Raw genomic sequence first — 12,748 nt, forward strand, 5'->3', positions numbered from 1 at the left:
ATCTGGAGGATGTTAAGATATGAGAGAAAATGAGATAAAGATATTGCGAGAAACCGTACAAGTAAGCAACGATTATCACAATATATATGAGCTAAGATTTCTGAAAGACAACCCCAGAGTTTATTCTTGTATATACGAGGAACCGGATTTCGAAGACCTTCCTGAGGCTGTGCAGCAGGAAAAAATTTTTGAAAAACTTCAGGCAGAACCAAGCGTAAAGAACCTTGTACGAGAAATAGAAAGGCATGGTGGCTTGATGGAACGAATCTTAGTCCGACTCGACACAATGCAAGTTATTGAGGGCAACTCCCGATTAGCTGTATATCGAATACTGTACGAGAAAACAAAGAAAGAAGACTGGGAGCTTATCCCTTGCGATATTGTTCAAACGCTCTCTGATGAACAACAAATAGCTTATCTAAATCAAATTCATGTCAAAGGCAAAACAGAGTGGTCCGCTTACGAAAAGGCCAACTTTGCATACGCACGCAAGACACAGGGATTCCCCCTGCCTAAGATTGCCAAACTATTCGGTGAGTCTGAAGGGACGATCCGTACCAGAATTAAGGTTGTTGAAACGATGCGGAACAACAACGATAGAGACAGGTCTCATTTTAGTCATTACGATGTTTTGGTTAGGAACCACTCAAGCGATATGAACCAACGCCCGGACTTGAAAAGTGCGTTGTTAGAACGTATTCGCAATCTGGGAGATAATGAAGAGGAAGATTTGGATTTTACGGCCCAAGAGCTTAGGAAGAAATTGCCGGCCATTATAAAAAAGCCCAAGGTTCTCAACAAATACATTGAAGGAACTATTGGCTTGGACAATGCGTATCAAAGGGCCAAGATCAGTAATGTGCAGGAAAGAATACGCGAGGCGAAAGCAATTCTGGAAGGTATAGAGAAAAAGAATGTCAAGAAGTTGGATAAGAACGACCTTAATGCATTTAGGCAAGATGTGCGCAAGCTGGAAAGAGAAGTTGGAAGGATAGTTAGAATGACGAATGAGGCAAACTAAATGCTTGGAAAGAGTATTCTGCTGCTTGAACCTGGGTACAAGAATAAATACCCTCCCTTGGGGTTAATGAAGCTGGCGGCATATCACCGAAATCGAGGTGATAAGTTGCGGTTTGCTAAGGGAGAGGATTTTTCAGTGTTGAGCGAAGCATGGGACCGTGTATATGTGACCACGCTTTTCAGCTTTGAGTGGGACCGCACTTCAAAAGCCATCGATTTTGCCATAAGAGCCGCAGGTAACCAACCGGAACGCGTGTTCGTGGGAGGTATAGCGGCTTCTCTTATGCACGATGAATTTATCAAAGAACCTAAATGGGCTGGAGTCCGGTTTATTGCTGGCCTGCTTGACAGAGCCCCTGCGCGCGCGTTGCGACTATCTGCTGACGAAGGTGATTTCGGTGCTGACGATGTTACTGGTACACCAATTGAGGAACATGTCCCGGATTACGATATCCTTGATGATATAGATTACACCTATCCCGTTAACGATGCCTATTTTGGTTATGCGTCTAGAGGGTGTATCCGTAAATGCCATTTCTGTGGCGTTCCAAAACTTGAGGGAATGCAGAAAGAAATGCCCCCTTTATCCCAACTAGTTGAAGGTATTGAAGCGAAGTACGGTCCAAAAAAAGATCTCATACTGATGGATAACAACATCACCGCTTCTTCTCGTTACAAGGAAATCATTGCGGAAATCCGTGACCTCGGATTTACCTCGGGAAGCCGCTTGGAGCGCGATGGAAGACGCCTCAAACGGCGTGTGGACTTCAACCAAGGTGTCGATGCTAGAATACTGGTGAAATCGCCGATGTACCTGAGGGAAATGGCGACTATTTGTATCAGTCCCCTACGGATTGCGTTTGATCATATCGGTATTCGAAAAGTATACAGTACGGCGGTTCGCATGGCTGCTGACAACGGCATCACGTCACTCTCCAATTATATGCTATATAATTTCATGGACACTCCGGAAGACCTGTACAATCGAATGAAGCTGAACATTAAGCTGAACGCGGAACTTGGAATTCGCATCTGGTCCTTCCCCATGCGGTATCAACCCGTCACGCTCAAGGACCGTTCTCACATAGGGAAACATTGGAATCGATATTACCTTCGCTCCTTTCAGGTTATGTTGCAGGCAACTCACGGCGTTGTAAGTGGCAGTGAAACTTTCTTCAATCATGCCTACGGAAGCAATCAAGAGGAATTTAAGCGCCTGCTGAGTCTTCCGCATGGGTTCATTTTTCATCGCGAACATTACGAAAAAGGTGCTGGACGTTCAGTGCGGGAGGAGTATGAAATACTTCGGAACCGCATGTCTTCGAATCAAGAAGACGAATTGCTAGGCTATCTTGCCTCTTGCTTTGGTGGGGAGAAAGCCAGAGGAAGACAGTACGCCAGAATCGCTGGAACAAGCAGGGTTGACTCGCTGGTTCGTCAAGCCATATTGTTTCACACCCTGGGAACAAAGAATGAGTCAATGGTAACTAGCTCCGAACGAGTCTCTTCAATGTTTCCTCCAGTCAATCAAGGTTTCTTGCTACCGAGTGAGGAAGAAATCGTAGAAGATTCTGGCCTTTACGAACGGGACGATGCAATCGAAAAGAAAGAGACTTCTAAGGAGCCGGAACCACCTTCCATAAGTGAGACCATATGCGGCACTTAGGAATATGAATAAAAAAAACGAAACGACAGACAAGCTCCCTGAATTGCCGATACACATAGGTGGGGATATCCTCAGCCTTATAACGTCTGCAATGTATACTTCGCCTTTGTCTGTCTATCGCGAATATATTCAGAATGCTGCCGATTCGATTGCCGCTTTTGGCAAGCCGGAAGATTGCAAAATAGACATTAAAATTGACCTCGCTTCAATGTATTTATCAATACGAGATAATGGCTTAGGGTTATCTCATGCTCAGGCAATTGAAGAGCTTATTCCTATTGCGAACAGCAATAAGCACCGGCAAACTGACAGAGGCTTCAGAGGTATCGGTCGACTGTGTGGGCTTGCTTTTGGTGAATCGGTTTCATTTCTTACGCGTACCAAGGATACGGATCCTGTAACTCGTGTTGTGTGGAACAGAACCCATCTAAGAAGAAGTATCGACAGCAATCTGCCAATAGAAAAAATCATCTCTAATTGCGTTACGGTTGATGTTATAAAAGAGGACACTTATCCGACACGGTTCTTTGAAGTTCAAATTAGCGGTATATCTAGATACGCGGCATCTTTCATCCTAAACCGTGACTTGGTTAGCGAGTATATAGGGGAAATCTGCCCAGTTCCTTTCTCAGAAGATTTTCCGTATGCGACGCAAGTATTAAACCTGTTTGAAGAAGACCAAAAACCTTTGATGTTGGAAATTGTAATTGATAACCAGAAAATCCCGGTTACAAGGTTGCACGGAAGCGGCACTTGTATTTCTGGGAACCATCTGGACGCATTTGTTGACTTTGAAAAAATTACCATCCCCTCATTAGAAGGTGATAGAAATGCAGCTACTGGATGGATTGCGCATTCATCTTACCTAGGTGCGCTTCTGCAAAAACCAAGCATAAGATGTATGCGTGTTAGAATAGGCAACATTCAAGTTGGAGACGAAACAGTTTTTGACCACCTCTTTTCGGAAACTCGTTTCAATCGGTGGTGTGTATCGGAAATTCATATACTGGACTCTCGCATAGTTCCCAACGCAAGGCGAGACTACTTTGAACCGGGTCCCCACCTTAGAAACCTTGAGAACCAACTAAAGATAGTCTGTCGCAACTTGGAGAGAAAATGCAGAATTGCCTCAAAGGAACGCAATGAGCAGCGACAATTTCAGTCTCTTCTCGATAATGTTAATGCGACTTATGAACTTGCAGCATCCAAATATCTAACTGCAAAAGCGGCAAGAGAACTGATCACTGAAACCTTGGCGGAAATTGCACGTTTGCGGGACAAACATAAAGAACCGGAATGGCAAAATGGCAAGATGGATAAGTTAAATGAGTTGGAGAGGAGGCTCTCCAGTTTCCGAGCAAGCCGAGGTCAAGTATATTTCCCAGGCATTGCTGCGTCAGAAGTATCCATATACCGAAACATTTTTCAGATTCTTACCGAAATATCTCCATCGCCGCAAGCAGCAAAAGACACAATTGATACTATTTTATCTAAGGTAAAAAGAGAAAAATTTTAGCAGCTATTATTTTAGCAGCTATTAATTGTTCAATTAACCCGAACATCTTGCGTTTATAGAGATGGAGCGACCTGTGTCATGACCGACCAATACCTAGGCCCCCTAGTGTCCGGCGATGAGCTTACATCCGAGCTCAGGAAACGGAAAAAGAAAGATGTGTACAAGACTGTCTCGGGTTCGTCGAAGAAGCTCATTGCTGAAAAGGTGAAGCTGGAAGAAGTTGACGGTTGGCGGATGTTCAGAAAGAACGCGAAGTCAACGCGGATGGCCAAGGCCAAGCCCGTTGACGAGCAGATTGAAGATGAAGTCTGGTGCATCCTAGCCCAGATGGGCTTCAAGGAGATGAGCAAAGGGCGTCAGTTCACGATTGCCGTCGAAAGTGACCTGCCACCACGTCAGGTCGATGTGTTTGCCAAGGACGATGAAGCCGTCATCATCGTCGAGTGCGCACAGCGCGATACGCCGGGCAAGGAGAAGATGGACCAACTGGTCGAGGAGATCAGGACAACTCGCGAGAACCTGCTCAAATCGGTCCGCGGGACCTACGGCCAAGAGAGCAAGCTCAAAGTCAAACATGTCATCGCTACAAGAAACATCTCATGGAGAGACGAAGACCTTGCCGAGTGCGAGCAAGCGCAGATTGCGGTGGTCACCGACGGCGAACTCGACTACTATACGTCGCTCGTGCAGCATCTCAAGCACGCGGCACGCTACCAGTTTTTGGGGCATATGTTTGGCGGTCAGAAGATTGAAGGCCTAGCCAAGAAAGTCGTAGCTACCCGAAGCAAGATGGGGGGTGAGACGTTCTACACTTTCCTCATCCGCCCAGATGAGCTTTTGAAGGTCGCCTACGTCGGCCACAAGGCAAGCCGCGACATCGAGAATCTGGAAACATACCAGCGTATGCTCCAGTCGCGCCGACTGAAAAAGATTGCAGAGTACATCAATGGTGGCGGCAAGTTTCCGACGAATATAGTTGTCAACCTGAAGACCGGCAGGAAGAAATTGCGATTTGATGCGAAGGAAAAATACGGTGAAGAGGAGTGGGGCGTACTTTATCTGCCGCCGAGCTATGCCTCGGCTTGGATCATCGATGGTCAGCATAGGCTCTACGGATACGCTTACGCACGTGCGACAGAGGGCTTCAATCAGGATTCGACGGTCTTGCCCGTGCTTGCTTATGAGAATCTTCCTGCCGAGAAGGAGATGAACCTCTTCATCGATATCAACAGCAAACAGACCAAAGTGAGCACGGGCCTGTTGGTTGAGCTTTACTCGGACCTTCATTGGGGTTCTTCCGACCCTGAAGAAGCGTTCCAAGCCCTGCTCTCGCGCATCGCCTCGCGTCTTAACGGCGAGAAGACCTCGCCGCTTCATGACCGCATGGTTGTCACCGGAAAGAAGAAGACTCGGTATCGCTGCCTGACGCAGACCTCGATCCGGGACGGTCTTGACGTTGCCAAGCTATTAGGAACGTTCAGCAAGGGTGCAATTGTGCCGGGTCCACTGTCGACGGGCAGGTCCGATGACTATGCTGCGAACCTCAAGAAAGGCCTATCGGTGCTTTCGGATTGCCTCGGCATGTTCTCGACCCAGCTAACGAACCACTGGGAGCTCGGCGATGGTACCGGAGGATATCTATGTACGAATAATGGCATTCGGGCTCTGTTTCACGTTATCAAAGACATTGCTGACCATATCCGGGACACAGACGGAACAGACCTTTGCCTTTTCAATGCCGATGAGACTTTCGCGGAAATCAAACCGTATTTTCAGGTCTTGGTCGACTATTTCAACGACGCATCCGGGCAAGAAATCCAATCCTTTAGACGCACCGGCTCTTCACTGACAGCCGTTCGGGACCAGGCCTATGGAATGGAAGCGCATATCAACAAGAAGTTTCACGACTTCAACCCCGCAGGACTGCAAAAGTACTTGGAGTCCCGTGATGAAGTGGGTACAGAAGAAGCGACCAACAATGTGAATAAGATAAACCGGAAACTCTTTGACTACGTCATCGGAACGTTGAAGAAACATTACGGTACGGAAGAAAAAGTGTGGTGGACGAAGGGTATTCCTGTTGAAATCCGCAAGGATTGCACGAGCAGATGGGAGGAAAAAAATCGTGAAGGCGAGGAAGAATCTCAGCTTTATCTGATCAACTATATCGATATCTGTCACAAGAATTGGGACTTATTCAAAGACGTGGTTTCGCTGGATTCCCGTGACAAGAACAACTGGAAAGCAAGCACGAGATGGATCAAGGACCTCAACGAGATACGCAAGATCACGGCGCATCCTGAGCGCGGCGTTCTGACCACGGACCAAGTCGCCTCCGTAAACGAGCTTTTTGACAAGGTCAAAGAGCATTTTCCTGAGGATATCTCGTAAACTCATGAGGAGAGTTTTATGGCCTTGGTTTCGAAATTTCTTTCAGTATTGCCTGGCGTACACGCTCACGCCACGGGCGGGTAACACCTGCTTACGTCTTCGGTCTGAATAAACCGAACTTACTCTTTACCTTTACATTCTTAACACAGCGTTTCCCGGTCGGCATGTATTTTAACGGGTGTTTTCCTGCTCCGAGATGCCCGTAGCCGCCCACTACAGCGACTACAAACCGGATCTTTACGAAAAAACCAAGTGCACTTCCTGCTGGTACAGCTGCAGGGGGGAGACCCAGAGCCCGGCGAACGTCAAAAGGGCCATGGAATACATGGGAATTTATATTTAGCCCGGACGTTTAGGGTCCTTTTCGATACTCTCTGTGTGTTTAATCTGATTACGCCTTTGTCGGACTTGGTTGAATTCTAGGCGAAGGATACGTGATCAATAACCTCTCTACGGTGTTTTTGCCCCTTGCAGCTTCTGGGCGGCTTTATCAAAAGTGTAGGGACCGAAAAATAAACCGCCCTGTGTTTTGTCGCAAGTCCGGAAATGATTTTCTAGCACCCCTTCGTACTTAGACCTGCGTTCAAGTTCGGACTGCCGTCTTGTACATTCGTTCCATCACCTTGACAATATCCGGGGCCCCGGAAAGGGACTGATCCACAGCCTGCGCCACAAGGTGATCAGGAATGCCATGCATAGCTTCGGCAATCGGCCCGGCTATCGCCGCCAGTGTGTCGGAGTCGCCTCCTAGAGAGATAGCGTTTCGAACGGCGTCTTCAAAACTTGTTGATTCAAGTGCGCACGTGATGGCTTCGGGAACGGTTTGTTGGCAGGTGTTGCTGTAGGAATATCCGGATCGGATATCATCAACTGCCTTGGAGAGATCGTATTCGTATTCGCGCTCGATGGTCTTGCGTATGTCCTTCGGTTCGTATTTCTGAAAGGCAAGCCAGATGGCGTGCGTCGCTGCCCTCGCTCCCTTCATGCCCTCGGGGTGGTTGTGAGTGATCCTGGTTACCCGGTCGGTGGCCGCAAGCGCCTCTTCGAGCGGATGGCTCCGGTTAAGGAAGGCAGCCGGCGACACCCGCATTACCGCTCCGTTTCCATAGCTGTGATACGGCTGGGGATCAGGGCTCGCGATCCAGTTTCTGAACATGGTGCCGTAGCCACGATTCGGATGGTTCCGGCCCCATCGCTGCAGGGTGGGTGCGGCGGGCAGGTTGTCAAGGAGTATCTCCGCGACCGCTGCGGTACACACCGAGTCGTCGGTGTAAAAACAGTTGTTTTGTAAGAGCTCAACCTCCTCTGTCTCGAAGGGTACGAATAAATAGACCGAACCCGCGATATCTCCAATTATGGCTCCCCACATAGTGTTGCCTCCTGTCCGTGCTCTTTCCCGCTTTGCCCGACTACGCGCCACCAGTTTTCACGAAGCAGGAAAAAAGGCAGCGTTTCTTCAGGGACTGGTATCAGGTTCTCTGTGCTTTCCAGTCGGTGCCGCCCGGGCGGTCTTCAAGCACGATTCCCTTGGAACTTAGGTAGTCCCTTATTTCATCGGCCTTTTTCCAGTTCTTTTCCTCTCTGGCCGAGTTTCTCTCCTCTATAAGTTTTTCTATCTCAAAGGGATCTATGTCTGAGAGGTTGGCGGTGGACTTTCTTTTCTCCATGTACTCGGCCGGTTCCTCTGAGAGGACTCCGAGCACTCCGCATATCTCCTTTATCTTCTCAAGCGCTAGGGTTGCGCTTTGAGTCTTTCCCACGGAGTCAAGCGATCTGTTAATCGAGCGTATCAGGTCAAAAAGACTCCCCACCACATCGGCAGTATTGAAGTTGTCGCTCATCGAAGAGTGAAAATCCTCTTCGAATTTCCTGATCGAACCCTCAAGTGCGGGGTCGGAGCCCTTGGCTTCCCGCGCCTCTGCGGCTCTCAGCAGGGCCTGGTATATTCTCTCAAGCGCCGCCTCGCTGTCATGCATGCTTTTCTCCGAGAAATCTGCCGGGTTCTGGTAGTGGTGCGAGAGGAAGAAAAGCCTTATGGCCTCCGGGGACCATCTTTTAGTTGCCTCGGAAAGCGTGAAGAAGTTCCCCAGGGACTTTGACATCTTCTCCTTGTTTATTCTTATCAGGCCGTTATGAAGCCAGTACTTTGCAAACGGCTCTCCGGAGGCAGCCTCCGACTGGGCTATCTCGTTTTCGTGGTGCGGGAAGATGAGGTCCTTTCCCCCTCCATGTATCTCGAAATTCGTTCCCAAATACTCCATGCTCATAACGGAGCACTCTATGTGCCATCCGGGCCTTCCGTCTCCCCACGGGCTTTTCCAAGCCGGCTCGCCGGGTTTTGACTCCTTCCAGAGCGCGAAATCAAGAGGGTCTTCCTTTTCCTCGTTTACGTCTATTCTCACTCCTTCAAGCATGTGATCAAGCGACCTGCAGGAGAGCTTTCCGTAGTCCGGGAATTTTCTCACGGAGAAAAAGACGTTGTTGCCCGAGCGGTAGGCGAAGCCTTTCTCTATTATCTTTTCTATGAGCGCTATTATCTGCTCCAGATGCTCGGTTACCCGGGGCTCGACGTCTGGAGTCTCAACCCCTATCGAGGCCATGTCCTCTCTGTATTCCTTTATGTACTTCTCGGATATCTCATCGCAGCTTACCCCTTCCTGATTGGAGCGGGTTATTATCTTGTCGTCTATGTCGGTGTAGTTTCTCGCGAACAGAACGTCGTAGCCGGCGTATCTGAGGAATCTCTGTATAATGTCAAAAGACACCGCGGAGCGGGCGTGCCCCAGATGGGCTGAGTCATATACCGTGGGACCGCAGACATACATCCGGACCTTGTCTCCCTCAAAGGGAATGAGATCTTCTTTTTTCTGCGAGAGAGAATTGTAGATTTTTATTTTGGGAAGTTCTTTCGGCATGTTTCAAGGGAGGTCACTGCGAGACCTCCTTATCCCGTGGTATTTTTCGAAGGGAAAATTCTACGTATTCGTTCCCTAAATTCAAGGGTTAGGGCGCACGTGCGCAAGGCGACCGGGGCTCTTTTCTCAAAATCTGAGCAAAGAAGGCGGATTTTTGCCCCTTTCCAGCAGTTTTTTCTTCAAAGTGAAAAAAAAGCTTGCCAAAGCAAAACCGTCCGTTAGTATGATGGTTCACTTTCATTTTTTTGTTTGAAGTTGTTTTGTTTTCCTTGTTCTTTTTAAATTGACAATTTCCGGTGGGTGAGTACTATATTCTACCCATTTTGATAGCTTGATCTTTGAAAATTTAATAGCAGATGATAGCGGGCGAACTAGAGCAGTATCCGTAAATTCTTTTAAATTCTTATGAAGAGTTTGATCCTGGCTCAGAGCGAACGCTGGCGGCACGCCTAACACATGCAAGTCGAGCGAGAAAGTGACTTCGGTCGCGAGTAAAGCGGCGAACGGGTGAGTACAACGTGGATAATCTACCCTAGGGTCTGGGACAACCCCGAGAAATCGGGGCTAATACCGGATAAGACCACAGTATCCAAGGATACAGCGGTAAAAGATTTATCGCCTTTGGATGAGTCCACGCCCCATCAGGTAGTTGGTAAGGTAAAGGCTTACCAAGCCTAAGACGGGTAGCCGGCCTTAGCGGGTGAACGGCCACATGGGGACTGAGACACGGCCCTGACTCCTACGGGAGGCAGCAGTGGGGAATATTGGGCAATGGGCGAAAGCCTGACCCAGCGATGCCGCGTGAGGGATGAAGGCCTTCGGGTTGTAAACCTCTGTCAGGAGGGACGATGGGACACTTGTGTCTTGACGGTACCTCCAGAGGAAGCCCCGGCTAACTCCGTGCCAGCAGCCGCGGTAATACGGAGGGGGCAAGCGTTGCTCGGAATTACTGGGCGTAAAGGGTCCGCAGGCTGTCAGGCAAGTTGGTTGTGAAATCCCAAGGCTTAACCTTGGAATTGCATCCAAAACTGCCTGACTAGAGTCCAAGAGAGGTTGGCGGAATTCCCGGTGTAGCGGTGAAATGCATAGATATCGGGAGGAACACCAGAGGCGAAGGCGGCCAACTGGCTTGGTACTGACGCTCAGGGACGAAAGCGTGGGTAGCAAACCGGATTAGATACCCGGGTAGTCCACGCCCTAAACGATGGATGCTAGGTAGGGGGAATTTAATTCTCCCTGCCGTAGTTAACGCATTAAGCATCCCGCCTGGGGAGTACGGTCGCAAGGCTGAAACTCAAAGGAATTGGCGGGGGCCCGCACAAGCGGTGGAGCACGTGGTTTAATTCGATGCTAAGCGAAAAACCTTACCAAGACTTGACATGTTAACTTAAGCCTATACGAAAGTATGTGGTGGTTCCGGGCTTGCCCGGAACAGTTATCACAGGTGCTGCATGGCTGTCGTCAGCTCGTGCCGTGAGGTGTCCGGTTAAGTCCGGTAACGAGCGCAACCCCTATCTTTAGTTGCCATCACTTCGGGTGGGCACTCTGAAGAGACTGCCAGCGACAAGCCGGAGGAAGGTGGGGACGACGTCAAGTCATCATGGCCCTTACGTCTTGGGCTACACACGTGCTACAATGGCTAGTACAATGGGTCGCAAACTCGCGAGGGTGAGCCAATCCCATCAAAGCTAGTCTCAGTTCAGATTGCAGGCTGCAACTCGCCTGCATGAAGTTGGAATCGCTAGTAATCGTGGATCAGCATTGCCACGGTGAATACGTTCCCGGGCCTTGTACACACCGCCCGTCACACCACGAAAGTCGGTTCTGCCCGAAGTAGCTGTGCTAACCTTCGGGAGGCAAGTTCCTAAGGTAGGGCTGGTAATTGGGGTGAAGTCGTAACAAGGTAGCCGTAGGGGAACCTGCGGCTGGATCACCTCCTTTTTCACGGAGATATCTGTCTCTTTTTCGCTCGTCATCTGCTTTTTACGAAAAAGTATTTCCTGCGCTTATAAAGCAACAGGGGCCTATAGCTCAGCTGGTTAGAGCGCACCCCTGATAAGGGTGAGGTCGTTGGTTCAAATCCAACTAGGCCCACCAGTAGGGGGTGTAGCTCAGTTGGGAGAGCGCCTGCTTTGCAAGCAGGAGGTCGACGGTTCGAGCCCGTTCACCTCCACATAAAAAGAATTTCGAATGCTTTTTTGATCTTTGACAATTGAATATAACGCTGAGAAACAGAATTGATCGTGTTGTTAGTATTATCGAGGATTTTCACGCCTCGCAGATAAGATATGTAGAGCAGAAGGTGGATGCCTTGGCAACGGACGGCGATGAAGGACGTAGTAAGTTGCGATAAGCCTCGGGGAGTCGCTTAACAGGCTTTGATCCGGGGATTTCCGAATGGGAAAACCTGACCGAGCAAACCTTGGTCATGCCATTGTGAATATATAGCTATGGCAGGCTAACGGGGGGAAGTGAAACATCTCAGTACCCCGAGGAAAAGAAATCAACCGAGATTCCCTTAGTAGCGGCGAGCGAACGGGGAAGAGCCCAAACCGAGAGGATTTTCCTTTCGGGGTTGTGGGACCTCAGTATGGGACTTTGATAAGTAGCAGAATAGTCTGGAAAGTCTTGCCACAGAAGGTGATAGCCCTGTAAGCGAAACTTTGATGAGCCCTAGAGGGATCCCGAGTACTCCGGCACACGTGGAATGTTGGAGGAATCTGGGTGGACCACCATCCAAGGCTAAATACGTGCCGTTGACCGATAGTGAACCAGTACCGTGAGGGAAAGGTGAAAAGAACCCCGGTGAGGGGAGTGAAATAGAATCTGAAACCATCTGCTTGTAACCAGTGGAAGGGCTATGTCCATTCGTGGAAATGCCTGACCGCGTGCCTTTTGCCTAATGAGCCTGCGAGTTATCCTCAGTGGCCTGATTAAGCCGAATAGGTGTAGTCGTAGCGAAAGCGAGTCTGAATAGGGCGCCAGTCACTGGGGATAGACCCGAAGCGAATCGATCTATCCATGGCCAGGGTGAAGCAGAGAGAAAACCTTTGTGGAGGCCCGAACCGGTCAGGGGTGAAAACCTGTCGGATGAGCTGTGGATCGGAGTGAAAGGCTAATCAAGATTCGTGATAGCTGGTTCTCCCCGAAATATATTTAGGTATAGCCTTGTGTGATGACTAGCGGAGGTAGAGCACTGATTGGACTAGGGGGTCGAAAGATCTACCAAACCCAGACAAA

Annotated in this window: 7 protein-coding genes, 2 tRNA genes and 2 rRNA genes (1 of these 11 cut by a window edge); 9 read left to right on the plus strand and 2 right to left on the minus strand. The window is 49.2% G+C overall.

The genetic code is table 11. From position 1 onward, the window contains the following. The first annotated feature begins 19 nt into the window (after positions 1–19). The 5 genes from OXG10_06860 to OXG10_06880 all read left to right on the plus strand — a co-directional run bounded on the left by OXG10_06860 (position 20) and on the right by OXG10_06880 (position 6,936). Complete coding sequence (locus tag OXG10_06860) at positions 20–1,021, plus strand: hypothetical protein (GenBank protein MCY3827081.1); 1,002 nt, start codon at positions 20–22, stop codon at positions 1,019–1,021. Continuing rightward, positions 1,022–2,686, plus strand: a complete 1,665-nt coding sequence (locus OXG10_06865; protein MCY3827082.1) for a radical SAM protein — start codon at positions 1,022–1,024, stop codon at positions 2,684–2,686. Between the two features lie 4 nt (positions 2,687–2,690). Beyond that, entirely contained in the window at positions 2,691–4,202 is a 1,512-nt protein-coding gene (locus OXG10_06870; protein MCY3827083.1) for an ATP-binding protein, read from the plus strand. 78 nt (positions 4,203–4,280) lie between these two features. Further along, the gene (locus OXG10_06875) at positions 4,281–6,593 is read left to right on the plus strand and encodes a DGQHR domain-containing protein (GenBank protein ID MCY3827084.1); all 2,313 of its coding nucleotides are present in this window, start codon (positions 4,281–4,283) and stop codon (positions 6,591–6,593) included. A gap of 196 nt (positions 6,594–6,789) precedes the next feature. Continuing rightward, entirely contained in the window at positions 6,790–6,936 is a 147-nt protein-coding gene (locus tag OXG10_06880) for a hypothetical protein (protein ID MCY3827085.1), read from the plus strand. Between the two features lie 240 nt (positions 6,937–7,176). Here the strand turns inward: OXG10_06880 and OXG10_06885 are convergent, their stop codons facing one another. Together OXG10_06885 and cysS are read right to left on the minus strand one after the other, a co-directional pair. Further along, positions 7,177–7,962 (minus strand): ADP-ribosylglycohydrolase family protein, encoded by a 786-nt coding sequence (locus tag OXG10_06885; protein MCY3827086.1) that lies wholly within the window; start codon positions 7,960–7,962, stop codon positions 7,177–7,179. 100 nt (positions 7,963–8,062) lie between these two features. Further along, a complete protein-coding gene (cysS, locus tag OXG10_06890; protein MCY3827087.1) occupies positions 8,063–9,508 on the minus strand; it encodes a cysteine--tRNA ligase in 1,446 nt (481 codons plus the stop codon). 402 nt (positions 9,509–9,910) lie between these two features. Between cysS and OXG10_06895 the strand changes: the two genes are divergently transcribed. The 4 genes from OXG10_06895 to OXG10_06910 all read left to right on the plus strand — a co-directional run. Next, a 16S ribosomal RNA gene (locus OXG10_06895) occupies positions 9,911–11,449 on the plus strand. Positions 11,450–11,528: 79 nt separating this feature from the next. Then, positions 11,529–11,605 (plus strand) — tRNA-Ile (locus tag OXG10_06900). Positions 11,606–11,608: 3 nt separating this feature from the next. Then, positions 11,609–11,681 (plus strand) — tRNA-Ala (locus tag OXG10_06905). A gap of 106 nt (positions 11,682–11,787) precedes the next feature. Then, a 23S ribosomal RNA gene (locus OXG10_06910) occupies positions 11,788–12,748 on the plus strand; its annotated part runs 1,025 nt beyond the window's last position; the annotation flags it as partial.

It is taken from the genome of Candidatus Dadabacteria bacterium, assembly GCA_026706695.1.
In the GTDB taxonomy this organism is placed as follows: Bacteria; Desulfobacterota_D; UBA1144; order Nemesobacterales; family Nemesobacteraceae; genus Nemesobacter.

Bases quoted from the DNA above. Each gene is read 5' to 3' on its own strand.
- OXG10_06860 (MCY3827081.1), top strand. From the start codon at position 20: ATGAGAGAAAATGAGATAAAGATATTGCGAGAAACCGTACAAGTAAGC.
- OXG10_06865 (MCY3827082.1), top strand. From the start codon at position 1,022: ATGCTTGGAAAGAGTATTCTGCTGCTTGAACCTGGGTACAAGAATAAA.
- OXG10_06870 (MCY3827083.1), top strand. From the start codon at position 2,691: ATGAATAAAAAAAACGAAACGACAGACAAGCTCCCTGAATTGCCGATA.
- OXG10_06875 (MCY3827084.1), top strand. From the start codon at position 4,281: ATGACCGACCAATACCTAGGCCCCCTAGTGTCCGGCGATGAGCTTACA.
- OXG10_06880 (MCY3827085.1), top strand. From the start codon at position 6,790: ATGCCCGTAGCCGCCCACTACAGCGACTACAAACCGGATCTTTACGAA.
- OXG10_06885 (MCY3827086.1), bottom strand. From the start codon at position 7,962: ATGTGGGGAGCCATAATTGGAGATATCGCGGGTTCGGTCTATTTATTC.
- cysS (MCY3827087.1), bottom strand. From the start codon at position 9,508: ATGCCGAAAGAACTTCCCAAAATAAAAATCTACAATTCTCTCTCGCAG.